The organism is Trinickia violacea (genome assembly GCF_005280735.1).
GTDB classification, from domain to species: Bacteria; Pseudomonadota; Gammaproteobacteria; order Burkholderiales; family Burkholderiaceae; genus Trinickia_A; species Trinickia_A violacea.
On the sequence record NZ_CP040077.1, the window covers coordinates 1,197,665 to 1,223,680 of the forward strand.

At 63.8% G+C, this 26,016-nt stretch carries 25 protein-coding genes and 4 pseudogenes; 11 read left to right on the plus strand and 18 right to left on the minus strand.

What is annotated here, in order from left to right:
• Positions 1-7: 7 nt before the first annotated feature.
• The 3 genes and pseudogenes from FAZ95_RS05475 to FAZ95_RS40870 form a co-directional block, all read left to right on the plus strand.
• Positions 8-391, plus strand: a pseudogene (locus FAZ95_RS05475) (DNA-deoxyinosine glycosylase); the annotation flags it as partial.
• A 243-nt stretch (positions 392-634) separates the two neighbouring features.
• On the plus strand, positions 635-802 hold the full coding sequence (locus FAZ95_RS39195) for a hypothetical protein (RefSeq protein ID WP_175425525.1): 168 nt from the start codon (positions 635-637) through the stop codon (positions 800-802).
• 99 nt (positions 803-901) lie between these two features.
• Positions 902-1,012, plus strand: a pseudogene (locus tag FAZ95_RS40870) (DNA-deoxyinosine glycosylase); the annotation flags it as partial.
• A gap of 8 nt (positions 1,013-1,020) precedes the next feature.
• Here FAZ95_RS40870 and FAZ95_RS05480 read toward each other — a convergent pair.
• The 8 genes and pseudogenes from FAZ95_RS05480 to FAZ95_RS05520 all read right to left on the minus strand — a co-directional run bounded on the left by FAZ95_RS05480 (position 1,021) and on the right by FAZ95_RS05520 (position 7,654).
• Positions 1,021-1,617 (minus strand): plasmid pRiA4b ORF-3 family protein, encoded by a 597-nt coding sequence (locus tag FAZ95_RS05480; RefSeq protein ID WP_137330707.1) that lies wholly within the window; start codon positions 1,615-1,617, stop codon positions 1,021-1,023.
• Between the two features lie 57 nt (positions 1,618-1,674).
• Positions 1,675-3,239 (minus strand): annotated as a pseudogene (gene tnpC, locus FAZ95_RS05485) (IS66 family transposase); the annotation flags it as partial.
• 29 nt (positions 3,240-3,268) lie between these two features.
• Positions 3,269-3,616 (minus strand): IS66 family insertion sequence element accessory protein TnpB, encoded by a 348-nt coding sequence (tnpB, locus tag FAZ95_RS05490; protein ID WP_137330709.1) that lies wholly within the window; start codon positions 3,614-3,616, stop codon positions 3,269-3,271.
• A complete protein-coding gene (gene tnpA / locus FAZ95_RS05495; RefSeq protein WP_137330710.1) occupies positions 3,613-3,963 on the minus strand; it encodes an IS66-like element accessory protein TnpA in 351 nt (116 codons plus the stop codon). Before tnpA ends, tnpB begins: the two co-directional genes overlap by 4 nt.
• 131 nt (positions 3,964-4,094) lie before the next feature.
• Complete coding sequence (locus FAZ95_RS05500) at positions 4,095-4,682, minus strand: hypothetical protein (protein ID WP_137331526.1); 588 nt, start codon at positions 4,680-4,682, stop codon at positions 4,095-4,097.
• Positions 4,683-4,724: 42 nt separating this feature from the next.
• Positions 4,725-5,285 carry a hypothetical protein gene (locus FAZ95_RS05505; protein ID WP_137331527.1) on the minus strand — a complete coding sequence of 187 codons (561 nt, stop codon included), beginning with the start codon at positions 5,283-5,285 and terminating at the stop codon, positions 4,725-4,727.
• Positions 5,286-5,701: 416 nt separating this feature from the next.
• A pseudogene (locus FAZ95_RS39735) lies at positions 5,702-6,034 on the minus strand (DUF1016 N-terminal domain-containing protein); the annotation flags it as partial.
• Between the two features lie 189 nt (positions 6,035-6,223).
• Positions 6,224-7,654 (minus strand): MFS transporter, encoded by a 1,431-nt coding sequence (locus FAZ95_RS05520; RefSeq protein WP_137331528.1) that lies wholly within the window; start codon positions 7,652-7,654, stop codon positions 6,224-6,226.
• Positions 7,655-7,856: 202 nt separating this feature from the next.
• On the opposite strand from FAZ95_RS05520, the gene FAZ95_RS05525 reads away from it, so the two are divergent.
• From FAZ95_RS05525 to FAZ95_RS05540, 4 genes are all read left to right on the plus strand, one after another.
• Positions 7,857-8,783 carry a class I SAM-dependent methyltransferase gene (locus tag FAZ95_RS05525; protein ID WP_137331529.1) on the plus strand — a complete coding sequence of 309 codons (927 nt, stop codon included), beginning with the start codon at positions 7,857-7,859 and terminating at the stop codon, positions 8,781-8,783.
• Positions 8,784-9,040: 257 nt separating this feature from the next.
• Positions 9,041-9,280: a DUF3311 domain-containing protein gene (locus FAZ95_RS05530; RefSeq protein ID WP_137331530.1), complete on the plus strand. Its 240-nt coding sequence runs from the start codon at positions 9,041-9,043 to the stop codon at positions 9,278-9,280.
• Complete coding sequence (gene mctP, locus FAZ95_RS05535) at positions 9,277-10,827, plus strand: monocarboxylate uptake permease MctP (protein ID WP_137331531.1); 1,551 nt, start codon at positions 9,277-9,279, stop codon at positions 10,825-10,827. Before FAZ95_RS05530 ends, mctP begins: the two co-directional genes overlap by 4 nt.
• A gap of 165 nt (positions 10,828-10,992) precedes the next feature.
• On the plus strand, positions 10,993-12,120 hold the full coding sequence (locus tag FAZ95_RS05540) for an FUSC family protein (protein WP_137331532.1): 1,128 nt from the start codon (positions 10,993-10,995) through the stop codon (positions 12,118-12,120).
• Between the two features lie 94 nt (positions 12,121-12,214).
• On the opposite strand, the gene yjdN is transcribed toward FAZ95_RS05540, so the two are convergent.
• From yjdN to FAZ95_RS05565, 5 genes are all read right to left on the minus strand, one after another.
• On the minus strand, positions 12,215-12,634 hold the full coding sequence (gene yjdN / locus FAZ95_RS05545) for a VOC family metalloprotein YjdN (RefSeq protein ID WP_137331533.1): 420 nt from the start codon (positions 12,632-12,634) through the stop codon (positions 12,215-12,217).
• Between the two features lie 70 nt (positions 12,635-12,704).
• Positions 12,705-13,658 (minus strand): transaldolase, encoded by a 954-nt coding sequence (gene tal, locus FAZ95_RS05550; protein ID WP_137331534.1) that lies wholly within the window; start codon positions 13,656-13,658, stop codon positions 12,705-12,707.
• Between the two features lie 91 nt (positions 13,659-13,749).
• Positions 13,750-14,973: a benzoate/H(+) symporter BenE family transporter gene (locus tag FAZ95_RS05555; RefSeq protein WP_137331535.1), complete on the minus strand. Its 1,224-nt coding sequence runs from the start codon at positions 14,971-14,973 to the stop codon at positions 13,750-13,752.
• A gap of 85 nt (positions 14,974-15,058) precedes the next feature.
• A complete protein-coding gene (locus FAZ95_RS05560; RefSeq protein ID WP_137331536.1) occupies positions 15,059-16,234 on the minus strand; it encodes a vWA domain-containing protein in 1,176 nt (391 codons plus the stop codon).
• A 43-nt stretch (positions 16,235-16,277) separates the two neighbouring features.
• Positions 16,278-17,120, minus strand: coding sequence for an AAA family ATPase (locus tag FAZ95_RS05565; protein WP_137331537.1), 843 nt, complete (start codon positions 17,118-17,120; stop codon positions 16,278-16,280).
• Positions 17,121-17,353: 233 nt separating this feature from the next.
• On the opposite strand from FAZ95_RS05565, the gene FAZ95_RS05570 reads away from it, so the two are divergent.
• Together FAZ95_RS05570 and FAZ95_RS05575 are read left to right on the plus strand one after the other, a co-directional pair.
• Positions 17,354-17,722, plus strand: coding sequence for a c-type cytochrome (locus FAZ95_RS05570; protein WP_137331538.1), 369 nt, complete (start codon positions 17,354-17,356; stop codon positions 17,720-17,722).
• Between the two features lie 68 nt (positions 17,723-17,790).
• The gene (locus FAZ95_RS05575; protein ID WP_137331539.1) at positions 17,791-18,174 is read left to right on the plus strand and encodes a c-type cytochrome; all 384 of its coding nucleotides are present in this window, start codon (positions 17,791-17,793) and stop codon (positions 18,172-18,174) included.
• Positions 18,175-18,308: 134 nt separating this feature from the next.
• On the opposite strand, the gene FAZ95_RS05580 is transcribed toward FAZ95_RS05575, so the two are convergent.
• On the minus strand, positions 18,309-18,746 hold the full coding sequence (locus tag FAZ95_RS05580) for a DUF1841 family protein (protein WP_137331540.1): 438 nt from the start codon (positions 18,744-18,746) through the stop codon (positions 18,309-18,311).
• A gap of 157 nt (positions 18,747-18,903) precedes the next feature.
• Here FAZ95_RS05580 and FAZ95_RS05585 point away from each other — a divergent pair, with 157 nt between their 5' ends.
• Positions 18,904-19,836 carry a DMT family transporter gene (locus tag FAZ95_RS05585; protein WP_137331541.1) on the plus strand — a complete coding sequence of 311 codons (933 nt, stop codon included), beginning with the start codon at positions 18,904-18,906 and terminating at the stop codon, positions 19,834-19,836.
• A gap of 13 nt (positions 19,837-19,849) precedes the next feature.
• Here FAZ95_RS05585 and nth read toward each other — a convergent pair whose 3' ends face one another.
• Positions 19,850-20,494: an endonuclease III gene (gene nth / locus FAZ95_RS05590; protein ID WP_137331542.1), complete on the minus strand. Its 645-nt coding sequence runs from the start codon at positions 20,492-20,494 to the stop codon at positions 19,850-19,852.
• A gap of 10 nt (positions 20,495-20,504) precedes the next feature.
• On the minus strand, positions 20,505-21,359 hold the full coding sequence (gene rsxB, locus FAZ95_RS05595) for an electron transport complex subunit RsxB (RefSeq protein ID WP_137331543.1): 855 nt from the start codon (positions 21,357-21,359) through the stop codon (positions 20,505-20,507).
• A gap of 337 nt (positions 21,360-21,696) precedes the next feature.
• Between rsxB and FAZ95_RS05600 the strand changes: the two genes are divergently transcribed.
• Positions 21,697-22,329, plus strand: a complete 633-nt coding sequence (locus tag FAZ95_RS05600; RefSeq protein WP_137331544.1) for a TetR/AcrR family transcriptional regulator — start codon at positions 21,697-21,699, stop codon at positions 22,327-22,329.
• 100 nt (positions 22,330-22,429) lie between these two features.
• Here the strand turns inward: FAZ95_RS05600 and FAZ95_RS05605 are convergent, their stop codons facing one another.
• Both FAZ95_RS05605 and FAZ95_RS05610 read right to left on the minus strand, forming a co-directional pair.
• Positions 22,430-23,707, minus strand: coding sequence for a polyhydroxyalkanoate depolymerase (locus FAZ95_RS05605; protein ID WP_137331545.1), 1,278 nt, complete (start codon positions 23,705-23,707; stop codon positions 22,430-22,432).
• 311 nt (positions 23,708-24,018) lie between these two features.
• Positions 24,019-25,866: a glycoside hydrolase family 15 protein gene (locus FAZ95_RS05610; protein ID WP_137331546.1), complete on the minus strand. Its 1,848-nt coding sequence runs from the start codon at positions 25,864-25,866 to the stop codon at positions 24,019-24,021.
• Positions 25,867-26,016 lie beyond the last annotated feature (150 nt).

The window sequence follows — 26,016 nt, forward strand, 5'->3', positions numbered from 1 at the left end:
AAACACCAACCGGTTTTGGCATTTGGTCGGTGACGTGATCGACGAGGACTTGCCGGCGATGGACTATGCGCATCGGCTCGACACGCTGCTCGCGCATCGCATTGGCCTGTGGGACGTCATCGCACAAGCGCGCCGCGAGGGTAGCCTCGACAGCCGGATTCGCGACCACGCGACGAACGATTTCGCGGCGCTCGTGGCGACGTTGCCCAACCTCGCGGCCGTCGCATTCAATGGGGGCACGGCTGCCAAGATCGGCATGTTGGCGCTGGCGGAAAGCCATGCCGCGCTCGACTTTGTCAGACTGCCGTCGAGCAGCCCGGCCTATGCGGCCGTGCCTTATGCCGAGAAGCTGCAGGCTTGGGAGACGTTGCGGAAGTGGTTGGTGGAGTAGCCATTGCGGCATTGCGTATGCACCGCAGAGGAATTTCCAGACGAGGCAATTTTCGAGCTTTGTCTGCGCGGCATCATGAGCGGGAAACTAGGAGCTGCCGCCTTGTGTGGAGGCGCCATTCACGCATGCCGGGGCGCGCGTAAGGAGCAGTAAGCGCCGCGGAAAACCGACGCTTTTTGCAGGGAAGCGCGTGCAGGCTGCCTGAGTATCATCGCCCATCTGGATACTCTGGATGACCACCCCATGTCCGTACTACGGCGCAAAGTCACCCTGCTCGCGGCACTTGCACTGCTTTTCAATCTAAACGGCTGCTCGTCCACGCTGGGCAATATCGGGCTCGGCTTCGGCCTCGGCGTTGCGGGCACGGTCGGCGGGCTCTATTGCGCGCTTGTCTGCCGCAAAAACTACTGATCTGCTCCCGGTATTCGTCCGGATCACAGGCAGAGTCCGAGGTTAACCATTGCTGAGTTGCCTCATGCGCCAGGGCGAACTGTTCGGGCGTCAAGTCGTCGAGCGAACTACGAGACGCTCGTGCTACGGTCTTCGAGCCCCGCAAATGCGAGGCTTTCCTTCGATCAGAGGCTTGTGTCTTGGGTAAGCGTAGCGTCGACCGCGTCTTGACTGGGAATCTACTTTCCGCCCCAACGATTCCAAGCCATGCGTAAGAGCGTCGCGTTAGCGGCGCGCCGGTCGAACAATTCGGCATCGAAGTCGTGCCCAGCCCAGCGCTTATAGCCATTGGCCTCCTCGCTTTCGGGGTGTGCACGCAGCGTGTCGAGGAACGCCTGATATCCGAACGGACCGCCGACATCTTCGGGTGGGCATGCCCGAGCTCCGGCAATAACGTGTGGACAACCGCTCGGCTCGCCTTCGATGATCTCGACTTTCTCCACAACGATGTCGTGTTCCCAGCCGTCACCGAAGTCGTATTTGTAGACGAACCTCATGCCGGGGTAGGCAGCTTTCTCCAGCTTGGTCTTGCGATCATCGAAGGTGTTGTCCGGGTCCATCGATTCGAGCACGTCGTCGAGCTCGAACATGGCATAGGTCTTGTCGTCGATCTCGAACTCGTGCTGATGCGAGTCGGTCCAGCCGAATGCGGCCTGGAGGGTGTGATGTAGTCTGCGTAGCGAGTCGAATCCCTCGATCTGGATGCGGCGCCAGATGGGTGGGTTGATGTCGCGAATCTGAGCGTGAAGGGTATACAGTCGAAAGGACTTGGCCATGAGGTCAGCGAGAAGCGCAGGGGCGAACGGTATTATCGCCTCACTCCCTTGAACCCTCACGTTCCATGGCAGCAGTTCACCGATGCGATTGATCGGGTGCTCTGCGATGCGCGCAAGCACGTGGCGCAGATACGCCTCGGGGTCGACATCGTTCAGCTTTGCGGTGCCGATTAAGCTATAGATCGCGGCGGCACGTTCACCACCGGAATCGGCACCCGCGAAGAGGTAGTTGCGGCGGCCGATGGCCACGCCGCGCAGGGCACGCTCGACTGGCAAATTATCGATCTCAAGTCGTCCGTCATAGCAATAGCGCGTCAACGCCTCCCAGCGATTGAGCGCATAGAGAATCGCCTTGCTCGTATCAGACTTGCGCGAGAGTGTAGCGAGCACCTCGCTCAGCCAGGCATGGAGCTGATCGAGTAACGGCCTGGCGTGCACCTGGCGATAGGCCCGGCGTTCATCGGGAGGCTTGCCGCGGATGGCCTCTTCGACTTTATAGAGTGCCCCAATTCGCTCAAGCGCTTCGGTGTTGAAGGCGTTTGGCCGAGCCGCGTGAAGTTCGTAGACCTGTCGTCGCGCATGCGCCAGCAGGCCGCCTCGACTACGCGCCCCGTGTCGTATATCGCTTGATATCCGCTATACGCGTCGGCCTGCAGCGTGCCGGCAAATGACTCGAGATGTTGCTGCGGATGAATGCCTTTGCGGTCAGGCGTGTAGGTGAACCATACGGCAGCCGGCGTTGCATCGCCTGATGGCCGATCGTCGCGCACATACACCCATAGTCGTCCGGTCTTGGTCGTGCCGTTGCCGGGGGCGAGCACCGGTACGGGTGTGTCATCGGCGTGCAGTTTCGAGGCCGCCATCACGTGGCGCCGGATCGCTTCGACGAGGGGTTGCAGCAACGCAGCGCTATGGCCAACCCACCTGGCCAGCGTCGAACGCTCGAGCTCGACGCCTTCGCGCGCATAGATGACCGATTGCCGATAGAGCGGCACATGATCGCCGAACTTGGAAACGAGCACATGTGCCAGCAAGCCCGAACCCGCTAGGCCGCGTTCGATGGGGCGGCTCGGCGCGCTCGCCTGCGCGATGTGATCGCAGCACGTGCATGCGAACTTGGGCCGTACATGCCGGATCACCCTGAAGCTTGCCGGCACGTATTCAAGTTGCTCCGAAACGTCTTCGCCGAACTGCTTCATCGTGGCACCGCACTGCACGCACACTTCGGCTGATTCGGGGAGATATGTTCGCGTATCGCGCGGCAGATGTTCAGGTAGTGGTTTGCGTTGCGGTACCTGCGGCGCGCTGCGCGTCGTCTTCGGGATCTCGACGGGAGCGGCGCCTTCGTCGGCCTGCAGGTCCTCCAGGCGTAGCTCAAGTTGCTCGATCTGGCGATCCAACTTCTCCGACTTACGGCCGAACTGCATGCGGCGCAACTTCGCAATCAGCAACTTCAGGTGCTCCACTTCGGCAGCGCGCGAAGCGAGCGCAGCCTTCTGCGAGTCGACCGTCTCTTGCAGCGTGAGCACTTGCGCGTTGCGCTCGCGCAGCACCGCTTCCTGTGCGAGCAGCATGGCCTTCAGAACATCAATGTCGTCGGGAAGTGTGCTCGCGCGGGTCATGTCGGCAGTTTACGTGCCGGCCGAGAAGTTTACAACGCCGATGTGGGGCGTGCTGTCCGTACGGGCTGACGCCAGTCGATGCCTTCGAGCAGCATCGACAGTTGCGCCGGACTCAGACAAACGGTGCCGCTATCGGCTTGGGGCCATATGAAGCGTCCCTTCTCGAGTCGCTTCATCAGCAGGCACATGCCATCGCCACTCCACCACAGCACCTTGAGGAGATCGCCGCGCTTGCCGCGAAACACGAACACGTGGCCACAGAAAGGATCGCGCTCCAGCACCGTCTGGATCTTGGCAGAGAGGCTGTTGAAGCCGGCTCTCATATCCGTCACGCCGGCAGCCAACCAGACGCGCGTTCCGGCGGGCAGGCCAATCACGATGCTGACCGCAACGTCGCCAGCACCGTCCTGAGTACACCTAGGTCGAGCGGCCCGTCGAAGCGAACCCGCACGGCGCCGCACTCGACGATGAGACTTGACGTCACTTGAGCCGGCACGGGCAACTGCACGGGAATGAACGTTTCGGTGGGTTGAACTTGCGTGGTCGATTGGCGGCGCTCGTGCGCGCGACGCCAACGCGCGATCATGTTGGCATTCAAACTGTGCTCGTGCGCTACTTCCGCAATTGAGCGCGCCGGATCGTTCGCTTGCGCAACGACCATTGCCCTGAATTCCTTCGAGTAGTTCTTGGAGCCGCGTCGGCGTCCCGGTGCCTTCTCTTCCATCGTTCTAATTCCCACTAGATCTGGTGGGAATCAGATTGCCGACTTCCGGCCCTCACGAACAGACGGTGATGGCGCAACGCTTACTGTCTTGGCAGGGTGCCACTGCTGACTCAACCGCGCCGTGCATGCCCCTATTTTTGCAATTCAGGCGCCTTCGCCAGCGCCGACTGCAGTTTCGACACCGCATCGGCCGTTGCAAGCTGCCCAGCAAGGCCGAGGTTGTGCTTGAATTCACTAAACTCCGCGTGGCCGGTACCCGTCACGTCTTCGGTGACCAGAGTCTGACCGCTCGGGTCTGCAACGGTGCAGGCGAGCGTGACCGAGAAATCCGTGGGCGGCCACGTGAGGAGGCTAGGGGACGACGACGTCGTCGTGATCGTCGGCGTAACCACGTAATCAAGATGCTTGGCCTGAATCGTTGCTGCGTCAGGTGCACTCTTGAGCTTCGTCACATTCTTGAACACGTGACCGAGGCCGACGTACATCGGCAATTCAAGGTCGTGGTAGGGGTGATAGCTCACCTTGTCGCCTCCCCCGCCGGGAGTAATCACTTCTTTCGACAACTGATCATCCGTGATGACCAGCCCCACCGTCTTGTCGAGTGGCTGTGTCGATAGGGTCGGAATTTTGCTCGCGTCGCCGGTCAGCGAAATTTCGTGCGCGCAGCCTGATAATGCTGCGACTACGCTTGCTGTTGCGATCAATCGAATCACTGCCATGGTGTTTTAGCCCTCGTGGTGTGGTTGGTATGGTTGGTAACGTTATTGAATTGCCTCAAGGAAGGCGGGGTCGGCGTATAGCTCACCGAGTAACTTTTGTACGGCGAGCGGATATTCTTCACGCGCTTTTGGTACAGCAATCATTGCCGCGAACGCCGAATCCCATTGCGTGTGTGCGGATTTGATTTGGTCGTAACGCACGGTGCCGGCTCGCATCACAATGAAGCGTGCCGACAGTCGCGCGGCGCCGTTTGCAACACCGACGTCGATGTCGTTTTCCAATAACGTCGCCTTGATCTCGACATCGCCTTGCGGAGAGAGCTTGCCGGCCATCAGCAATTCCTTCGTCATTGCATCGGCAAGATATGCGCCGAATGAGTCCCCAACCGGGGACTTCATCATATTTGCGCGCAAAGGGACCGGGTACGGATTTTTGGCATCCGCATGGGATTCGAAAGCGCCGATTTTCGCGTGTGCGGTAGTGGCGTTCTTGAGCGATTGAATGTTGTCGACATCAGGGGAATACGGCGGAGCGACCATAGAGCAAGCGGTCAATAGCACAATCGGCGTGATCAGGCCGACTGCGCGAACAACGTTGGGCATATTTTATTTACCTCGTAATTGTTGAAGTCGGCGTCCCCGGGGATCCCGGAAACGATTTCGCCCGGTGCGCGATTGGCGGGGGGCGTAAAGTCTTGTCTGGTGGGGGCCGATTTAGCCTCCATTCGGGATATCGGCACGGAACTTCGAATCTTGAGTCGTGTAGAAACGAGCCACAGGATCTGATGCAGGTTGGCTGTCCGAGGCAGTTTCGGCTCGATGTCAAATCTTTATGCCGAGAAGTTGCGGGCTTGGGAGGCGTTGAGGAAGTGGTTGCCGGTGTAGTTGTGCGACCGCAATCCAAGCTGCGTCGCGGGGAACTCACTTCTGCTGGAGTCGGGCGCGTGCGGCTTCGATCGATTGATGAAGCTTTGCTTGCAGTGTTTCGCGCGGCGGCAGCACGGTCAGATATTCGGCCACAGGGATTTCAGATGCGTCCAGCTCAATTCTCTCCGCACCGCGGAGAGAATTGCTTCGTCGGGAAATACATCCGCCGCGCGCACACAATGCCGCAACTGCTGCTCGCTCCATCCCCGCCCGTACTCCGCCGTCAGTTGCCGCGCGAGCGACGGAATCAGTTGTTGGCCGTACTCGGCTCTGTCGCCGCGCAGCAATTCCTGCCGGATGAGGCGGCCGACGTGTCAGTACAGTAGCGTCAACTCCGCGTTAACCGCGGCGGCCGTCCGCTCCCGCGCTGAATCGATCAGGTGCCGGACTTCAGTCAAGAGGGCGGGTGGGGTTAGTTCAGTCATGCTGTCGGGCTGATGGTAAGCGGGCGAAGCGTCGGCGACATTTGCAGGGGAAACACCTTACAGCAAAAGGACGGGTTCGGGAAAAGGTCGCGCAAGAGCCGCGTTGGATGCCCCTTGAGCCGATTCTCTCCGCAGTGCGGAGACAAAGGGGGGCTGAGCGCACTTCAAGCTTTGGCTTTTGGTGGACAACTAGCCCCGCAACCGCGGCACCGCCCGCAAGCTGCGCAACGTCAACACCGTCAACGTCCCCGTCACGATCGCCGCAAACAAATACAGCCCGCGCGGCCCGACGAGCGCCATCGCCGCCGACGCGAGCGTCGGTCCGCCGCTCGCGCCAAGCGAAAAAATCAGCAGCAACGCCGAACTGACCGGGATGCGTTGATCGGAAGGCGTGCCATCGTTCACATACGACGTGACGACGCCGTAGAGCGAAAACACCACGGCGACGTAGAGATAGTCGATCGCGACCGCGAGCCCCCCTTTTTGCAGCACGAACAGCAGCACGCAGCACGCGGCGGTGAGCGCCGAGACCGCCGCGATCACCGCTCGGCGGTCGACGAGATCCGCCAGGCGCGCCACAGGCCATTGCGGCAACAGGGCGGCGAGCAGCGCAAAACCCATGAAGTGGGACACGTCGACGACCGAATAGTCGAGCCGGCGCATGAAGATCGGCTGCATCGTGTAGAAGCTGCTGTTGAGAAGCCCCGCCGCGAGGCAGCCGAACACGCCGAGCGGTGCCCACCGGTACACGATGCCGAGCCCGGATAGCCCGCGCGCAAGCTTCGACGGGCCGTCCTGCGCGACGGATTCGCCCGACGCCGTAACGGGAGAGTGGGCGGGAGAATGAGCGGCACCATGAGCGGACGCCTGAGCCGGCGCACCGCCCGCCAACGCGACCGGTATCAGCGACGCCGAGAACAGCGCGCTCACGACGCTGAATAGCTCGAAGCCCGCCGGGTCGGCCAGGCCGAGCAGAAACTGCCCGATGCCGACGCCCAGATAGTTCGTGATCAGATAGGCCGAAAACACCCGCCCGCGGTGCGCGTTGCTCGCCACCTGATGCAGCCAGCTCTCGATCACGGTGAAGATGCCGACGAGCGAAAAGCCCATGACGAAGCGCAGCGCGACCCAGACCGGCGCGGCACGCCACACGGCAAAGCCGAGCGCGCAGCAGGCCGAGAAGGCCGCGAACGCGACGAACGCGCGATGGTGTCCGACGCGCCGGATCAGCCCGCCGCCCCACAGCGCGCCGACCATGAAGCCCGCGTAGTACGCCGACTGGACGACGCCGACCACGAGCGCGGGCGTTTGCTGCTCGATCAAGCGCAGCGAGATCAGCGTGCTCAGCAGGCCGTTGCCGGTGATGAGGATCGCGTAGCCGAACAGCAGGATGGCCGTGGCTTGCAGGCTGTGGCGCGGCGTTTCGTGACTGGCCGGCGCGCTCGGCAAGGGTGGCAGGGGTGGCGTTAGCGTGGCGCCCGACAGCGGCGTAAGCGTGGGCAGCGTCGGCTCGAGGGAATCGGCGTCAGCCGCCGCAGTGACTTGAAGCGCGGGGGCTTGGCTGGGCAGCGCGGAAAGCCCGGCTGACTCGCGGGTCCACGGTTCGTTGGCCGATTTCATGGTGAGTGTCGGTGCGGGGTGGCCGGGAAGGCCGTCTCCGGGTGTTGGGTATTGCCGCGTAAGCCATGTTGTAGCATCTCCAACGCTTCGCGCAACGGACTCAATTTACTGAATTGACGTGGCCCGTGCACGGTGAACCGGTCCCGCGCAATGCTATCCTCTCGTTCGCTCAAAAATAGCGCCTCTGGCACGACATCCTGACATGACTGAATTGATCAAACGCGCTTCGGCCGAAGCGCGCGCCTTCCGCAAATCGCGCCGCGACGACGACTCCGCCTCGAAGCAGAAAATCTCGCGCACGAAGGGCACGAAAAAACGCTTCGCCGACGGCGCGGATCTCGACGACGCGCCCGTCATCGAAGCGCCGCGCAAGCCGCGTTTCGCGCCTGTGACGTTCTCGGAAGAGAGCGGGGTGCGCTACCTGCACTTCGGAACCGAGTGGGTGCAAGGCGCGATGCGCATCAACAAGCCGCATCACATCGAGCTCGAATACGCGCAGCAGATGATGGCGTGGCTGCTGTTCCTCGAAACGCCGAAGCGCGTCGTGCAGCTCGGCCTCGGGGCGGCGGCGCTCACCAAGTTCGCGCACCGCTTCCTGAAGCGCGCGCACGTCGAGGCGGTCGAGCTGAACCCGGCGGTCGTCGTCGCCGCGCGAACGATGTTTGAGCTGCCGCACGACGACGCGCGCCTGACCGTGCACGAAACCGACGCGTGGGACTTCGTCAATGACCGCGCCAATCACGGCACGATCGGCGCGCTGCAAATCGATCTCTACGACGCGACGGCACGCGGTCCGGTGCACGACACCCTCGCGTTCTATCGCGCGGTGCGCGCGTGCCTCGCCGATGCCGGCATCGTCACGATCAATCTGTTCGGCGACCACCCGAGCTTCGTGCGCAACATGAAGCACTTGAACGCGGCGTTCGACAACCGCGTGATCGCACTGCCCGAAGTGCATGAGGGCAATCGCGTCGCGCTCGCGTTCTCCGGTCCCGCGCTCGACGTGCCGTTTGCCACGCTGCAGCAGCGCGCGAAGCTGATCGAAGAGAAGCTCGGCTTGCCCGCGCGCAAGTGGCTCAAGGGTCTCGAAGCGTCGCTCGGCGGCAAGCGCGCGCGGTTCACGATCTGAAGTCCGCGGTGTGCTGGCGCCTCTAAGCGCGACCTAGGTACGACCTAAGCGCGACAACACACCGCTCCCTCGCGCAATCAACTTCGGCGAAATCCGCTTGACAGGGCCATCCCGCCTCGGGTTGGCCCCGCTTGACCGCGCCGCTCTCGCTCTTATACTCTTGCGAAGCTTTCGGGGGGTCCGTGGGCTGCCCGGAAGCGGGCGCTCGCCAGTCACGACAACGGGCCACAATTTCAATAAGGTACAAAGGAGACGTCATGGCTCAAGACGCCGACGCCAACCGCGCCGCCAAACGTTGGCTCTGGCTGCTGGTATTGCCCTGGATCGCGATGATCTGGGTGCCGTCCTACAACAAGATCGATCCGCAGCTCTGGGGCTTTCCGTTCTTCTATTGGTATCAGCTGCTGTGGGTGCTGATTAGCGCGGTCATCACGGCGCTCGTCTACTTCAAGACCAAGGCGCGTTCGACGAAGGGTTCGCAAGGAGGCGCACGATGAACGCCACCGCAACCTTCGTTTTCGTCCTCTTCTTTATCGGCGTCACGATTCTCGGTTTCATCGCTGCGCATTGGCGTCGCGGCGACCTCGCGCATCTCGAAGAGTGGGGCCTCGGCGGCCGCCGCTTCGGCACGATCGTCACGTGGTTCCTCTTGGGCGGCGACCTGTACACCGCTTATACGTTCGTCGCGGTGCCGGCGCTCGTGTTCGGCGCGGGCGCGACCGGCTTCTTCGCGCTGCCCTATACGATCCTGATCTATCCGTTCGCGTTCGTCGTGTTCCCGAAGCTGTGGAGCGTCGCGAAGCGCCAGGGCTATGTGACCTCGGCCGACTTCGTCAGCGCGCGCTACGGCAGCCGCATGCTCGCGCTCGCGGTAGCGGTAACGGGCATCGTCGCGACGATGCCGTACATCGCGCTGCAGCTCGTCGGCATCGAAGTGGTGATCGGCGGCCTCGGCTTCGATACGTCCGGCTTCGTCGGCGACCTGCCGCTCATCATCGCGTTCGCGATTCTCGCCGCGTACACGTACACGTCGGGCCTGCGCGCGCCGGCGATGATCGCAGTCGTCAAGGACCTGCTGATCTACATCACGATCGCGGTGGCGATTATCGTGATCCCTGCGCAGATGGGCGGCTTCGGCCACATCTTCAGCGCGGTGCCGCCGGCCAAGCTGCTCCTGAAGGCGCCCGACGCGGCGAGCCTGAACGGCTACAGCGCGTACGCGACGCTCGCGGTCGGCTCGGCGCTCGCGCTGTTCCTGTATCCGCACTCGGTCACGGCGATCCTGTCGTCGTCGTCGGGCAACACGATTCGCCGCAACATGGCGATGCTGCCCGCGTACTCGCTCGTGCTCGGCCTGCTTGCGCTGCTCGGCTACATGGCGCTCGCCTCGGGCGTGAAGGACATGCCCGAGTTCGCACCGTACTTCAAGGCATTCGGCCCGAACTTCGCGGTGCCGGCGCTGTTCCTGCACTTCTTCCCGTCGTGGTTCGTCGGCGTCGCGTTCGCGGCGATCGGCATCGGGGCGCTGGTGCCGGCGGCCATCATGTCGATTGCGGCGGCGAATCTGTACACGCGCAACATCCATCGCGAGTTCGTGAACCGCAACATGTCGCACGAGCAGGAGACCAACGTCGCGAAGCTCGTCTCGCTGATCGTCAAGGTGGGCGCGGTGGCGTTCATCCTCGGCCTGCCGCTCACGTACGCGATCCAGCTGCAGCTGCTCGGCGGGATCTGGATCATCCAGACGCTGCCGGCGATCGTGCTCGGTCTCTACACGCGCAAGCTCGACTACCGGGGCCTGCTCGTCGGCTGGGCGGCCGGTATCGCGCTGGGCACCTGGATGGCGGGGTCGACCGGTTTGAAGAGCTCGATCTATACGATCCATCTCGACGGCATGGCCATTCCGGGCTATGCGGCGCTGTGGTCGCTCGCGATCAACCTCGTCGTGGCGATCGTGGTCAGCTTGATCGTGCGCGTCGCCGGGATGAAGTCGGCCGAGGATCGCACGCGCCCGGAGGACTATCTGGACGTAGTCGAAAGCTGACCGGCGCATGGAGTGGCGTTGCGCTGGGTCAAACCCGGCCCAGCGCAACATCCTTGGTTGACCGGCGAGAGCAAGCCCGCAACGATTGTTGCGGGCTTTTTTCTTGCGCGCGCGATATGCTCCTATCTCGAATTCCCACGCATCCAACTTGACCGCGAGCCTTTCATGGCTTCCACCGAACCGGACCGTCTAGTCTTCGCCAGCAAACGCTTCGCGCGCATCTGGCGCTCGGTCACGTCGCCGTATTACCGGTTCAAGCACGCGCGGATGCTTCACAGCATCCGCGTCGGCCTGGCGATGCTCGCGTCGATCCTGCTCACGACCGGCGTCGACTTTCCGCACGGCATTTGGGCATCGGTGACGGTGCTGGTCGTAATCGGCGGCCTCCAGCATTCGGGCAATATCCGCAAGAAAGCGGCCGAGCGCGCGCTCGGCACGATGCTCGGCGCGCTCATTGGCCTCTTGGTGCTGATTCAGTTGCGTTTCATCGGTTCGTTGCCGCTCACCTATGTGCTGATGTCGGTGGTGGCCGCGATCTGCGGCTACTTCGCGATCGGCAGGCCCGCGTATATCGCGCTGCTGACCGCGATCACGATGTGCATCGTCGCGGGCCATGGCGACAACACGATCGACACCGGACTGTGGCGCACGTTGAACGTGTTGATCGGCATCGCGGTCGCGCTGGCGTTTTCGTTCGCGTTGCCGCTGCACGCGACGTACTCGTGGCGCTACCTCCTCGCGCGCAATCTGCGGGAGTGCGCGCATCTGCTCGGGCGCATCGCAAGGGGCGAGCCGTTCGAACCGGGAGCGCAGATCGCGACGTTCGCGGCGCTCGGCGAGCGGCTCGTGAAGGGGCGTGCGCTGATGCCGTCGGTGGCGAAGGAGATTGGCGTATCGACTCAGCGGATCGAAGCGATCCAGCGCGTGCATCGATCGCTATTGAGCGCGCTCGAACTCATGGCGACAGGCTCGCTCGCGCACGCGAACGCCGAGCAGCGCGCCGAGTTCGCGCGCCGCTGCGGCGTCGATGCGCGGGAGGTTCGCTCCGGGCTGCTTTCGATGTCGCGTGCGTTGCGCTTCGGTTCCTATGTCCGCTTGCTCGCGCCGGTGTGCGCCTGGGAGCCGGGCCAAGCGCCGTCCGTGGCCCCGGCCGATTTGCGCGCCGATCTGCAAGGGCCTTACTGGCTGAGCCAGCGGTTTGCCGAGCAGGTCGAGCAGATGCGGGTGCTGCTGTTGGAGCTCGAGCCGCACTGGAATATCGAGCGTCAGTCGCAAGTGCCGCGCGAAGTATAAGGGCCTGCCACTTGCGTGGTCAGGCCCTGTCGGAACAACGTGCTGCGCGGGCGGCGCGAATGCCGGCCGGCCGCGCAGCAGAGTCGATGAAGTGCTACTGCTGCTGCGGACGTTCGACGTTCACCATCCAATGAACGCCGAACTTGTCGGTCACCATGCCGAAGCCCAGCGCCCAGAACGTCTCCTGCCACGGCATGCCGATTTCGCCGCCTTCCGCCAGGCCCTTGAACAGCTTCTCGCCCGAGGCGACATCGTCCGGCGCAATCGATAGGCTGAAGCCCGAGTACGACGCCGGCTTCGACATATCGCCGTCGCTCGCCATCACGATGCTCGAACCGATCTTGAACGACACGTGCATGATCTTGTCCACGTGCTCGGGCGCGCACGCCGGCATATCCTTGGGCGCGTCGCCAAAACGCATCTTGAACAGCACTTCGGCGCCGAGCTTGCTTTGATAGAACTCGAGCGCTTCGTCGCAGCGTCCGTAGAAAGTCAAATAAGGCTGGACTTGCATCACTACCTCCTGGGTCTCTTTCTCGGGGATTGAGCGCGGCGCACGGGAGTGTGCGCCGCGATTGGCAGCATCAGCGCAGTGCGTCGATCAGCTTTTCGAGTTTCACGGCGTCCGCTGCGAATGCACGAATACCTTCAGCGAGTTTTTCGGTGGCCATGGCTTCGTCGTTGACGAGGAAGCGGAACGACGGTTCGTCGACGGCGATGCGCTCGATCGACTCGTTGGTCACGGCGTCCGGCGACAGCTTGCGTTCGACCGCGGCCGTGCTGTCCTGCAGCTTTTGCAGCAGGTCGGGGCTGATCGTCAGCAGGTCGCAGCCGGCGAGCTCGACGATCTGGCTCGTCGTGCGGAAGCTCGCGCCCATCACTTCGGTCTGATAGCCGAACTTCTTGTAGTAAGCGTAGATGCGGCGCACCGACTGCACGCCCGGATCGTTCGCGCCGCCGTTCTTCACTTCGTCCCAGTCGGCGCCGGCGCTCTTCTTGTACCAGTCGTAGATGCGGCCGACGAACGGCGAGATCAGCTGTGCGCCGGCCTCGGCGCACGCCACGGCCTGCGCGAGCGAGAAGAGCAGCGTCATGTTGCACTTGATGCCTTCCTTCTGCAGCGTTTCTGCCGCGCGGATGCCTTCCCAGGTGGACGCGAGCTTGATCAGCACGCGCTCGCGGCCGATGCCCGCTGCCTCGTAGAGCTTGATGAGTTCGTGCGCTTTGTCGATCGAACCCTTCGTGTCGAACGACAGCCGCGCATCGACTTCGGTCGACACGCGGCCCGGAATGATCTCGAGGATTTCGGTGCCGAACGCGATCAGCAGGTGATCGATGATGTCGCGGACCGGCTTGCTCGCGTGATCGCGCACGGTTTTTTCGAGCAGCGGCTTGTAGTCGTCCTTCTGGACGGCCTTGAGGACGAGCGACGGGTTGGTCGTCGCGTCTCGCGGCTTGTATTGGGCGATTTGCTGGAAGTCGCCGGTGTCGGCGACCACGGTCGTGTACTGCTTCAGTTGATCGAGTGCGGTTGTCATGGCTGATCTTCCAGGCGCCTGAGCGCGGTTGTCCAGAGAAAGGGTGATGCCGCTATTTTATTGCGGATCGAATGACTCGGTTCTGACAAATTCAGTCACGCCATGCGTTCAGCACGACTTGCGTGACGACGCCCGCGACGAGTCCCCAGAACGCCGAGCCGATCGACAGCAGCGTGAGGCCCGACGCGGTGACCATGAACGTGACGAGCGCCGCCTCGCGCTGCGTCAAGTCGTGCATCGCGTTGGTGAGGCCGCCCATGATCGAGCCGAACAGGGCCAGCGCCGCCACCGACACGACGAGCGCCGTCGGCAGGGCTGCGAACAACGCGGCGATCGTCGCGCCGAAGATGCCCGCGATCAAATAGAACGTTCCGCACCAGAGCGCGGCGGTGTAGCGCTTCGTGCGGTCGTCGTGCGCCTCGGGGCCGGTGCAGATCGCCGCGGTGATCGCAGCAAGATTGATGCCGTGCGAGCCGAACGGCGCGAGCACGAGCGACGCGATGCCGGTGGTGGCGATCAGCGGCGCGGAAGGCGTCGTGTAGCCGTCGGCGCGCAGCACGGCGATGCCGGGCACGTTCTGCGACGCCATCGCGACCACGAACAGCGGAATGCCGATGCTGATCGCCGCGGCGAACGAGAAGCTCGGCATCGTGAACACGGGCTTCGCGAGCGCGACGTGAAAATGGCTGAAGTCGAGCAAGCCCAGAGCGCCCGACGCCGCCGTGCCGACGATCAGCGTCGTCACGATCGCATAGCGCGGCGCCGCGCGCTTCGTCACGAGATACGCGGCGAACATCGTGAGCACGAGCGCCGTCTGATACTGCGCGGCGCGAAAGATCTCGATGCCGATCTCGAACAGGATGCCGGCAAGCAGCGCGGCGGCGATGCCGGCGGGGATCTTCTTCATCAGCGTGTCGAACCAGCCGGTCAGCCCGACGATCGTGAGCAGCACCGCGCAGACGATGAACGCGCCGATCGCCTCGGGATAGGCGACGTGCGGCAGCGAAGAGATCAACAGCGCCGCGCCCGGTGTCGACCAGGCAATGACGATCGGCGCGCGATAGCGCAGCGAGAGGCCGATGGTCGTGAGCGCCATGCCGATCGACAGCGCCCAGATCCACGAGGAGATCTGGGCGTCGGTCAAATGCGCGGCACGGCCGGCTTGAAACATCAGCACGAGCGAGCTCGTGTAGCCCGTCATCATGGCGACGAAGCCGGCGACGACCGCGTGCAGCGAAGTATCGGCAAAGGGACGCAGCGCGCCGTTGCGGGCGGCAGGCGACGGGGAAAACTCGGGAGTCGACGGGGGGTTCATGCGTGGAGGGCCTGGGGCAGGGAAGCGCCCAGGCAGGCGTGAATGGTTGTTTAGGTCGTTTGGTCTTCGAGGGAAAGCTGGCGGACTACTTGCTTAGCGTGCGCATCGCGGTTTCGAGCCCGGCGAGCGTGATCGGATACATCCGTCCGCCGAGCACCTGCCGGATCGCCGACACCGATTGCCGGTAGTCCCACAAGCCTTCCGGCTCGGGGTTGAGCCACGCGTAATGCGGGAACTGATCGGCGAGACGCCGCAGCCACACGGCGCCGGCCTCGGCGTTGTTGTATTCGACCGAGCCGCCCGGCTGCAGCACTTCGTAGGGGCTCATCGTCGCGTCGCCGACGAAGATCAGCTTGTAATCGGGCGTGAACTTGTGCAGCACGTCCCAGGTCGGCGTGCGCTCGGCGTGGCGCCGGCGGTTGTTCTTCCACAGGAAGTCGTAAACGCAATTGTGGAAGTAGTAGAACTCGAGGTGCTTGAACTCGGCCTTTGCTGCCGAGAAGAGCTCTTCGGTGCGCTTGATGTGATCGTCCATCGAGCCGCCGACATCGAGCAGCATCAGCACCTTCACATTGTTGTGCCGCTCGGGGACCATCTTGATGTCCAGCCAGCCCGCGTTGGCGGCGGTGCTGCGGATCGTGTCGGGCAAATCGAGCTCTTCGGCCGCGCCTTCGCGCGCGAAACGGCGCAGCCGCCTCAACGCGACCTTGATGTTGCGCGTGCCGATCTCGACCTGGTCGTCGTAGTCCTGATAGGCGCGCGCTTCCCACACTTTCACCGCGGTGCGGTTGCCCGCCGACTCGCCGCCGATCCGAATCCCTTCCGGGTTGTAGCCGCCGTTGCCGAACGGCGACGTGCCGCCCGTGCCGATCCACTTGTTGCCGCCTTCATGACGGCCCTTTTGCTCCTCGAAGAGTGTTTTCAGGCGCTCCATCAGCTTGTCGAGGCCGCCCATCGCCTCGATCTGCGCTTTTTCCTCGGGCGTGAATTCGCGCTCGAGCTTCTTCTTGAGCCAGTCGAGCGGCACGTCGAAGGCGAGCGCCGCCGTGCTTTCGACGCCGTGAAAATACGCGCCGAACGCCTTGTCGAACTTGTCGAAATACTGCTCGTCTTTCACGAGCGTCATGCGCGAAAGATAGTAGAACTCGTCGAGCGACGGGGCGATCACCTGCGCCTTGAGCGCCTCGATCAGCGTGAGGTACTCCTTGACCGAGACCGGCAGCTTCGCGGCGCGCAGCGAATAGAAGAAGTCGATGAGCATGCGGTTTCCTTCGCGGGTTCGGTCGATCGAGCGTGGCCGGCGATCAACGGTTATGGCGATTCATGAAGATGAGCCGCTCGAACAGGTTCACGTCCTGCTCGTTCTTCAGGAGCGCGCCGTGCAAGGGCGGAACGATCTGCTTCTGGTCGGTCGAGCGCAGCGCTTCGGGCGGGATGTCCTCGGCGAGCAGCAGCTTGAGCCAATCGAGCAGTTCCGAAGTCGACGGCTTCTTCTTCAATCCCGACACGTTGCGCAATTCGAAGAAGCTCGTGAGCGCCGCCGACAGCAGCTCCTGCTTGATGCCGGGGTAATGGACCTCGACGATCTGCTGCATCGTGGCCGGTTCCGGGAACTTGATGTAGTGGAAGAAGCAGCGGCGCAGGAACGCGTCGGGCAGCTCCTTCTCGTTGTTCGATGTGATGATGACGAGCGGCCGGTGCTTCGCGCGCACGAGCTCGCGCGTCTCGTACACGTAGAACTCCATGCGGTCGAGCTCGCGGAGCAAGTCGTTCGGGAATTCGATGTCGGCCTTGTCGATTTCGTCGATCAGGAGCACGGTCTGCTGGTCCGATTCGAACGCCTGCCAGAGCACGCCCTTGACGATGTAGTTGGCGATGTCTTTCACGCGCTCGTCGCCGAGCTGCGAATCGCGCAGGCGCGACACCGCGTCGTATTCGTAGAGGCCCTGCTGCGCCTTCGTGGTCGACTTGATGTGCCACTGCAGGAGCGGCATGCCGAGCGCGGCCGCGACTTCCTCGGCGAGCATCGTCTTGCCGGTGCCCGGTTCGCCCTTGATGAGCAGCGGGCGTTTCAGGGTCATCGCGGCGTTGACCGCGAGCTTGAGGTCGTCGGTGGCGACGTACTGCGAGGAGCCTTCGAAACGCATGTCGGACGCTCTTTCAAAAAATTTCAGTATAAGTCAGAAGCCCTTTTGTCTCTTGGGCGGGCGGCGTATCGTGTAGGCCGCTCGCAAGGGAGTGCGGCTTGTGGACGCACCGCGCGGCGACGCGGTACAATTGGGCCGATTTTTTTGGCCTGCGTGGCAACCCTATAAGTAGAACGGCGCAGGCCGTTGCCTTTTTGGGCGCCTGTTTCCCCTCAAGCTAGGTTACAAGAGCTATGAACAAACTCGTCGGCAAACACGTCGTGATCGCAGCGCTGGCCGCGTTCGCGGGCTTCGCGGTGAGCGCGCAGGCAGCGGATGTCGTCGGCAACGCGAAGGCGGGCCGGGGCAAGGTTGCGATGTGCATCGGCTGCCACGGCATTCCCGGCTATCGCACGGCGTTCCCGGAGGTCTACCGGGTACCGATCCTCGGCGGCCAGAACCAGCAATACCTCGAAAACGCACTGCACGCCTACAAGAAGGGCGACCGTCATTTCGACACGATGCACGCGATCACCGCATCGCTCTCCGACCAGGACATCGCCGATATCGCCGCCTACTACGCGGCGCAGACGCCCACCTCGAAGGACAATCCCGACAAGTGATGAAGGCGCGTTGCCAAAGGCATTCGAACCATCACTGAGCTATCTAATTTCGCGGGATAGGAGAATTCATGAACAAGCCTAATCAGGCACTCCGCACGGTGTTCAAGGCTGCGAGCGCAGCGGCCGTGCTCGGCGCTTTCGTCGCGTTCAATCCGGCAGTCGCCGCCGACGCCGGCAACGGCAAGGTGCTTTCCGACGCTCACAACTGCGCCGCATGCCACGGTCCGGGCCTCAACAAGCCGGTGAGCCCGGAGTATCCGAAGCTCGCGGGCCAGCACTCCGACTACATCTTCTTCGCGCTGCGCCAGTATCAGATTGGCACCGGCAACCCGCGCTTCGGCCGCAACAACGCGATCATGGCCGCGCAGGTGCAGAGCCTGTCGCCGAGCGACATGAAGGATATCGCCGCGTACATCGAGTCGCTGCAGGGCGATCTGGTCGAGAAGAAGTAACGCGACCGCAGGAACCGGCAGCGTTGCCGGTCCCGCAGCAAAACACCCCGCCTCGAGCGGGGTGTTTTGTTTGGTGCGCTGGTTTTCGAGCGCTTGCGCTTGATCGCGCTGCCGTTGCGGCGCGCAGTCGGCTGTCAGTCGCGTGACGCGCGCCGTTCGATGCGGGCGAGATACGCGTCCGAATCGGGCGGCGTGTTGTTGCGCTGCGCTTCCCAGATCGTCTCGCCGAGGCATTCCATGATCGCGTGCTGCGCATCGTGGGTCGAGCCGAGGCGCGCGGCAAGGCGCTCGTGCGCGGCGCGGATGCCGGGCGGCTGGTCGATCGAAAGCTGCTCGCTGATCGCAAGGTGCATCGACAGATGCAGGAACGGGTTGGTCTGGCCGCGCTCGGGGGCGTAGTCCGCGGCGGTCGCCGATCCTTCCGTATCCGCCAATGCGTCGTGGTACTCGGGGTGCTCGACGATCCAGTCGGCGGCAATTGCCTCGAGCGGGGTGAGAATCTCGCCGGCGCGCTGCTTGCGCCAGGTGTCGATGAAAAAGCGTCGGACTTCGTCGCGGCTGGGGTTGAACATCGTGTGATTGCGTTTTCGGTGGAGGCGGACGAGCGCCGCGTGAGCAATCCGGCATTTTACGCCGGGCGGGTTAGGGGCGCTTGTTGGGCGCCGCCGTGCCCGGCTAGAATCGCGCGGTTGCGCTTTTTCGTCGCTTCCTCGTTTTTTCCGTCCAACGATGACTTCCCACCCACACCCCCGTGCCGACACCGTGCGCGGCGCCGCGTTTGTCGCGCTGTCGGCGATGGCGTTCGGCGCGATGGCCATCTTCGGGCGCTACACCTATGCGGGCGGAGCCGACGTGCTCGGGCTGCTCATCGTGCGCTTCGCGATCGCCGGGGTTGTGCTGGCGCTGATCGCGATCCGGCGCAGGGTCGTCTGGCCGCGCGCTCGCGCGGTCTGGCCGATCATGGGAATGGGCGGAATCGGTTATGTCGGGCAGGCGTTCTGCTACTTCACGGCGCTCGAGCATGCCCAAGCCAGCCTCGTCGCGCTGCTGCTGTATCTGTACCCGGCGTTCGTCACGCTGCTCGCGGCCTGGTGGCTCGGGGAGCGTCTGACCAAAGTGAAGGTGGCGGCGCTGGTGCTGTGTGTCGCCGGGTCGGCGGTGATGGTCGGCGGCGGTCGTGGCGAGCCGCTCGGGATCGGGCTGGCGCTCGCGGCAGCGGTGATCTACTCGCTCTATATCGTGATCGGTGCGCGCTTTACGCGCGGCGTCGATCCGCTCGCGACGTCGGCCATCGTGTGCCTTTCGGCGACGGCCGTGCTGACCGTGCTCTGCGCGGCGCGCACGCTGGCCGGTGCGCCGCCGCATCTGCCGGGCACGTCCGGCGGCTGGGCCGCGGCGCTCGCGATCGCGCTGATTTCGACGGTCGCCGCGCTGCTCTGCTTCTTCGCGGGGCTCGACAGGCTGGGGGCGGCGCGCACGTCGATGCTGTCGACGCTGGAGCCGGTCGTCACCGTCGCGCTCGCCGCGATCACGCTCGGCGAGGCGCTGACGCCGCTCCAGTGGGCGGGCGGGGCGTCGATCCTGATCGCGGTGTTGTGGCTCGTGCGCGCCGGCGGCGGGGCGCACGACGATGAGGCGGTGGCGCTCGAAGCCAATCAATAGCGCGCCACGCCGCTCACATCTCCGGCGGCGGTGTTTTCGGCTTGAACTCGCAGAGCGGCTCGATCACGCAATGCCAGCATTCCGGGCGCCGTGCCTTGCACACGTAGCGTCCATGCAAAATCAGCCAATGATGCGCGTCTTGGCGGAATTCGGCGGGCGTGAACTTCTCCAGCGCGGCCTCGACCGCGAGCACGTCCTTGCCGGGCGCCAGGCCCGTGCGGTTCGCGACGCGGAAGATGTGGGTATCGACGGCAATCGTCGGATGGCCGAACGCGGTGTTGAGCACGACATTCGCCGTCTTGCGGCCGACGCCCGGCAGACCTTCCAGCGCTTCCCGGTCGGCCGGCACCTCGCCGCCGTACTGGTCGAGCAGGATGCGGCACGTCGCAATCACGTTCTTCGCCTTGGTCCGGTAGAGCCCGATCGTCTTGATGTAGTCGGCGACGCCGGCTTCGCCTAGCTCGAGCACCTTCTGCGGCGTGTTGGCGACCGGGAACATCCGGCGCATCGCCTTGTTCACCGACACGTCCGTCGCCTGCGCCGACAGCATCACCGCGATCAGCAGTTCGAACGGCGTCGAGTATTCGAGCTCGGTGGTCGGATGCGGGTTGAGGCTTTGCAGCGTCTCGTAGATCGCGCGGCGTTTGTTCGCGTTCATGCGGTCGGTTTCAGCGCTTAGGCGTCGTTTGAGGGGAAGGGGCGTCGGGCGCGGGGGGGCCGCTCGCGCCTTCCGGCGCGATGCCGAGCCGGCGGCGGCGCGCCTCGGCCGCATCGATTTGGGCTTGCACATCGTCACTGACCGCATCGACGTTCTTCGGTCCCTGGCCAAGTGCAGCCAGCTCTTCCTTCTTCTTGCGCGCGCGTTCGAGCGCGGCCTGGATGATGGCGCGCTTCTTGGCCTCGGCGTCGTCCACGGCTGGCGCAGTCGATGCAGGGGCGCCCGCGGCAGGGGCGCCCGCGGCGGCCGTGTGGTTCGCCGCCCGCCGCGCCGCGGCGCGCGCTTCGGCCGCTTCGCGTTCGCGCGCAAGACGCGCCGTGTGACGGTCGTGCCGCATGCGCGCGGCGTCGGCCTGCGGCTGTGTCCAAGCGTCCCAGCCCGTTGCCGCGCCAGTGACCGGCACCATGGCGATGCAGTCGACCGGGCAGGGTGCGACGCACAGATCGCAGCCCGTGCACAGCTCGGCGACGATCGTGTGCATTTGCTTCGGGGCCCCGACGATTGCATCGACCGGACACGCCTGCATGCAAAGCGTGCAGCCGATGCAAAGTTGCTCGTCGATGACGGCGAGCGGCCGCGGCCGTTCGACGCCGTTGTCCGGATTGAGCGCGATGACGGGCTTGCCAAGCAGCGCGGCGAGCCGCGCCACGCCTTCCTCGCCGCCGGGCGGACATTGGTTGTAGCCGGCCTCGCCGCTGGCGATGGCCTCGGCATAGGGGCGGCAGCCGGCATAGCCGCACTTCGTGCATTGCGTCTGGGGAAGCAGATCTTCGATGCGGTCTGCGAGGGTCTGGGGATGGGTCACGGTGAGGACGTCTGGGGCGGCTGGCGGTGAGGTCCGCCGCGCTTGTAGTCTTGTTTGCAGCCGGGCCGCTGGCGCTTGAAACGAGCCGGCTCGCGTCTCGGCTTGCCGCTTGGTTTGCGGTTTCGGCGCACGCGGCGCGGATTTAGTCAAAGGCTACATTATCGCCGATTTCCCCGATTGCCATTGACAAACCATGTGCCATAATCGAAGCGCTTTTTCGCACGACCGCAGGAGAGAGTCTCCCAATAACGGCGCGAGCGTCACGACTAGCCGGTGCAGGTCATGCAGTGCCGGCGGCGCGCTTCCGGTAACGCGGTTCAAGAAGCAATTTGCCACCATGAATCAGCCGAAAATCAAAAGAGATCCTGAAGGCACACGGCGCCGAATTCTGCTGGCGGCGGCCGAGGAGTTTGCGAATGGTGGGTTGTTCGGCGCGCGCGTCGATCAGATCGCCCGCCGCGCCGAAACGAACGAGCGCATGCTCTATTACTACTTCGGCAGCAAGGAGCAGCTTTTTACCGCAGTGCTCGAGTACGTGTTCAGCGCGTTGACTGAAGCGGAGCGGGCGCTCGATTTGAACGGCATCGCGCCGGTCGAAGCGATCACGCGGCTCGCGCACTTCGTTTGGGACTACTATCGCGATCACCCCGACTTGCTGCGGCTCGTGAACAACGAGAACCTGCACGAAGCGCGCTACATCCACAAATCGACCCGCATCCGCGAAATGATCTCGCCGATCGTCGCGACGCTTTCGTCGATTCTGGAGCGCGGGCAGCGGGCTGGGCTCTTTCGCTCGAACGTCGATCCGCTGCGCTTTTACGTGGTGCTGTCGGGGCTCGGCTACTACATCGTGTCGAACCGCTTCACGCTCGAGGCGACACTGGGGCGTGATTTCAGCGCGCCCGCCGAGCGCGGCGAGATCGTCCAGATGAACACGGAGCTGTTGCTCGCGTACTTGATGCGGCGTTGAGGCCGCACACGCGTTTTATCACCTAAAACGCAAAGGGCGCATCGCGAACGATGCGCCCTTTGCGTTTCCTGCTTGAATGCCGACCGCGTGCCGGCCGCGCTTACGCTTCGACGGCAGCGCGCTCGGTCTTCGGTTCCCTGTTGTGCGCGAGGATGAAGTCGCGCAACTGCGGATAGATGATCGTGCGCCAGCGTCGACCGGAGAAGATGCCGTAGTGGCCGCACTTCTCCGCCGTGAAATGGCGCTTGTTCTTGGCGGGAATGCCGCTGCACAGATCTTGCGCGGCGCGCGTCTGGCCGTCGCCGGAGATGTCGTCGAGCTCGCCTTCGATCGTGAAAAGCGCGGTCTTCTTGATGTCCTGCGGACGCACCGGTTCGCCGTCGATCACCCAGGTGCCTTCGGCCAGGCGGAATTCCTGGAACACGATGCGGATCGTGTCGAGATAGTATTCGGCGGCCATGTCGAGCACCGCGTTGTATTCGTCGTAGAAGCGGCGGTGTGCTTCGGCATCCTCTTCATCGCCGCGCAAGAGGCTTTGATAGAAGTCCCAGTGCGAGGCCGCGTGCCGTTCCGGATTCATCGCGACGAAGCCCGTGTGCTGCAGGAAGCCCGGATACACGTGGCGGCCGACGCCCGGATAGTTCGACGGCACGATGTGAATCACGTTGTTTTCGAACCACTCGTACGAGTGCTGGACGGCGAGCGAGTTGACCGACGTCGGGCTCTTACGCGCGTCGATCGGGCCGCCCATCATCGTCATCGTGCGCGGGGTGTCTTCACCGCGGCTCGCCAACAGCGAGATTGCCGCGAGTACCGGTACCGTCGGCTGGCAGACCGAGATCACGTGCAGGTTCTTGGCGCCGATGTGGCGGATGAATTCCTGGATGTACGCGACGTAGTCGTTGAGATGGAACTCGCCCTCTTCGAGCGGCACCATGCGCGCGTCGATCCAGTCGGTGATGTAGACCTTGTGGTCCTGCAGCAGCGTGGTCACCGTGTCGCGCAAGAGAGTGGAGTGGTGGCCGGAGAGCGGCGCGCACACCAGCACGACGGGTTCGTCCTTCAGTTGCGACACGGCGCCGCTATCGTCGGCGTAGCGCTTGAAGCGCAGCAGGCGGCAAAACGGCTTTTCGATGATCGTCTGCTCGACGATCGGAATGTTGTGGCCGTCTTTAACGATCTGATGAATGCTGAATTCGGGCTTTTCGTAATCCTTGCCGAGGCGGTACAGCAATTCGTAGGCGGCCGACAGGCGCGTCGCGCCGGGCACGTAGGCGAGCGGGCTCGCCGGGTTTGCAAACGACTTCGACGCCGCCTGAGCCCAGGCCGTCATGGGGCTCAGCAGCGCGCGCTGGAATTCGTGAAACTGGTAAAGCATGGTGGGAGGCTCCCGCGTGTGGGGACGGTTCGCGTGGGGCGGCGCGTGGCGTCGCGGCGTGCCGTGTTAACTCGTTGTTTCCGGGCCGGTCAAACGTGTCGATAATATAGGACAACACCTAATTGTGCAATGCAGCAATTTTGCGTTTTCGGGAGTGTTTTCCCGTATTTAGGATTGCTCCGTCCCTGCCGATGTAAGCCGTTTACAGTTGCCTTTCGATGCGCCGCCGGGTGGCACTGCGCCGCACCAATTTCACCGGCAATCGAGCCTCGGCCGACCCTTCGTCGGCCCGTCACTGGCCCTTTTTCCGCTCACGCGTTTTGGCGTCCCGCTTCCTCGGATTGCGCGCCGTTCTGCGCAGGGTGGCCGGTCGCGCGAGTCATCCCCTGTTCGTGCCGCATCAGGTTCAAGCCGGTATGCACGAGCGCCACGTGCGAGAACGCCTGCGGGAAGTTGCCGACGAGCCGCTTCGTCGCCGGATCGTATTCCTCCGATAAAAGACCGACGTCGTTGGCGAGCGCCAACAAACGCTCGAAGAGCGCGTGTGCATCGTCGAGACGTCCTTGCAGCGCCAGGTTGTCGACCAGCCAGAAGCTGCAGGCGAGGAACGTGCCTTCGCCGGGCGGCAGGCCGTCGTCGACGTCGCCGGTGTGATAGCGCAGGACAAAACCGTCGCGCATCAGGTTCTTTTCGATCGCATCGACCGTGCCCGCGATGCGCGGATCGCTGGGCGGCAGAAAACCCAGCAACGGCATCAGCAGGGTGGATGCATCGAGGTCGTCGCTTCCATAGGCTTGCATGAACGCGTTGCGCGCCGGGTTCCATCCCTTCGCGCAAACGTCGGCGTGAATCTGCTCGCGGACTGCGCGCCAATGCTCGAGCGGCGCGGGCAGGTCGAACTTTTCCGACGAGCGGATCGCGCGATCGAAGGCCACCCACGCCATCACCTTCGAGAACGTGAAGTGCTGGCGGCCGCCGCGCACTTCCCAGATGCCTTCGTCGGGCTGCTGCCAGATCGTCTCGAGATGGTCGAGCATCGCGCATTGCACCGACCACACGGTCTCGTCCGTCTGCAAGCCGCCGACGCGCGCGAGATGCAGCGCGTTCATCACTTCGCCATACACGTCGAGCTGCAGCTGACCGACCGCGTTGTTGCCGATACGCACCGGCTTCGCGCCCTGGTAGCCGGGCAGCCAGTCGATCTCCGATTCCGGCAGCCGGCGCTCGCCGGCCAAGCCGTACATGATCTGCACTTGCGACGGCGAGCCCGCCATCACGCGGCCGAGCCAGGCCCGCCACGCGCGCGCCTCGTCGTAGTAGCCGCCGCGCATCAGCGCGAGCAGCGTGATGGTGGCGTCGCGCAGCCAGCAATAGCGGTAGTCCCAGTTGCGCGTGCCGCCGAGGTGCTCGGGCAGCGATGTGGTCGGCGCCGCGACGATGCCGCCGGTCGGCTCGTAGGCGAGCGCCTTGAGCGTGATCAGCGAACGGCGGATCGGCTCGGCGTAGCGGCCGGTTACCACGCAGCGCGACGACCAGTCGCGCCAATGATTTTCGGTGCGTGCGAGCGACGTATGCGGATCGCGCGCAGGCGGGATGCGCAAGTGCGAAGGCGCGTACGCGAGCGTGAACGGCACGCGCTCTCCCGCCGACACCGTGAACTCGGAGACGGTGCGCATGTTTTGGCCGCGCAACTCGACCGGCGTGCGGAGCACGACGGTGTCCGGCCCGACGATCGCCTTGATGCCGTTGTCGCGCGAAAGGCTCGTGACCCACGGCACCGAAAAGCCGTAGTCGAAGCGCAGCACCAGCTCCATCCGCATGCGCACGGTGCCGCGCTTGCCGACCACGATGCGCGCGAGTTCGGACCAGCCGTTGCCGGGCGGCATGAAGTCGACGACGGTCACGGCGCCCTCGGCCGTTTCGTAGTCGGTTTCGAGGACCAGCGTCTCGCCGCGATAGCGGCGCGTGATCTTCGGCACCTCGTCCGTCACGGGCGCGAGCAGCCAGCGGCCGTGCTCGGGTGCGCCCAGCAGCGCGGCAAAACAGGCGCCGGAATCGAAGCGCGGCCAGCAGAGCCAGTCGACGGAACCGTCGCGGGAGATCAACGCGGCGGTATGGCCGTCGCCGACGAGTGCGTAGTCTTCAATGGGTGCGGGCATGGGCAAGTCGCGGGTAAAAAGTGCTGAAACGTGATCAGGGCAACAGACTAATGGTAAATAATGGTCAAAGACGGCAAGAAGACAGGAGAAACTAATCGGCAATCGGCAGATAACGGCAAAAAGAATGCATCTTTCGTTGCCATGGCCGGA

Coding starts and splice junctions, on each gene's coding strand:
- FAZ95_RS39195 (WP_175425525.1), top strand. CDS start 635: ATGTCCGTACTACGGCGCAAAGTCACCCTGCTCGCGGCACTTGCACTG.
- FAZ95_RS05480 (WP_137330707.1), bottom strand. CDS start 1,617: ATGGCCAAGTCCTTTCGACTGTATACCCTTCACGCTCAGATTCGCGAC.
- tnpA (WP_137330710.1), bottom strand. CDS start 3,963: ATGGAAGAGAAGGCACCGGGACGCCGACGCGGCTCCAAGAACTACTCG.
- FAZ95_RS05500 (WP_137331526.1), bottom strand. CDS start 4,682: ATGGCAGTGATTCGATTGATCGCAACAGCAAGCGTAGTCGCAGCATTA.
- FAZ95_RS05505 (WP_137331527.1), bottom strand. CDS start 5,285: ATGCCCAACGTTGTTCGCGCAGTCGGCCTGATCACGCCGATTGTGCTA.
- FAZ95_RS05520 (WP_137331528.1), bottom strand. CDS start 7,654: ATGAAATCGGCCAACGAACCGTGGACCCGCGAGTCAGCCGGGCTTTCC.
- FAZ95_RS05525 (WP_137331529.1), top strand. CDS start 7,857: ATGACTGAATTGATCAAACGCGCTTCGGCCGAAGCGCGCGCCTTCCGC.
- FAZ95_RS05530 (WP_137331530.1), top strand. CDS start 9,041: ATGGCTCAAGACGCCGACGCCAACCGCGCCGCCAAACGTTGGCTCTGG.
- mctP (WP_137331531.1), top strand. CDS start 9,277: ATGAACGCCACCGCAACCTTCGTTTTCGTCCTCTTCTTTATCGGCGTC.
- FAZ95_RS05540 (WP_137331532.1), top strand. CDS start 10,993: ATGGCTTCCACCGAACCGGACCGTCTAGTCTTCGCCAGCAAACGCTTC.
- yjdN (WP_137331533.1), bottom strand. CDS start 12,634: ATGCAAGTCCAGCCTTATTTGACTTTCTACGGACGCTGCGACGAAGCG.
- tal (WP_137331534.1), bottom strand. CDS start 13,658: ATGACAACCGCACTCGATCAACTGAAGCAGTACACGACCGTGGTCGCC.
- FAZ95_RS05555 (WP_137331535.1), bottom strand. CDS start 14,973: ATGAACCCCCCGTCGACTCCCGAGTTTTCCCCGTCGCCTGCCGCCCGC.
- FAZ95_RS05560 (WP_137331536.1), bottom strand. CDS start 16,234: ATGCTCATCGACTTCTTCTATTCGCTGCGCGCCGCGAAGCTGCCGGTC.
- FAZ95_RS05565 (WP_137331537.1), bottom strand. CDS start 17,120: ATGCGTTTCGAAGGCTCCTCGCAGTACGTCGCCACCGACGACCTCAAG.
- FAZ95_RS05570 (WP_137331538.1), top strand. CDS start 17,354: ATGAACAAACTCGTCGGCAAACACGTCGTGATCGCAGCGCTGGCCGCG.
- FAZ95_RS05575 (WP_137331539.1), top strand. CDS start 17,791: ATGAACAAGCCTAATCAGGCACTCCGCACGGTGTTCAAGGCTGCGAGC.
- FAZ95_RS05580 (WP_137331540.1), bottom strand. CDS start 18,746: ATGTTCAACCCCAGCCGCGACGAAGTCCGACGCTTTTTCATCGACACC.
- FAZ95_RS05585 (WP_137331541.1), top strand. CDS start 18,904: ATGACTTCCCACCCACACCCCCGTGCCGACACCGTGCGCGGCGCCGCG.
- nth (WP_137331542.1), bottom strand. CDS start 20,494: ATGAACGCGAACAAACGCCGCGCGATCTACGAGACGCTGCAAAGCCTC.
- FAZ95_RS05600 (WP_137331544.1), top strand. CDS start 21,697: ATGAATCAGCCGAAAATCAAAAGAGATCCTGAAGGCACACGGCGCCGA.
- FAZ95_RS05605 (WP_137331545.1), bottom strand. CDS start 23,707: ATGCTTTACCAGTTTCACGAATTCCAGCGCGCGCTGCTGAGCCCCATG.
- FAZ95_RS05610 (WP_137331546.1), bottom strand. CDS start 25,866: ATGCCCGCACCCATTGAAGACTACGCACTCGTCGGCGACGGCCATACC.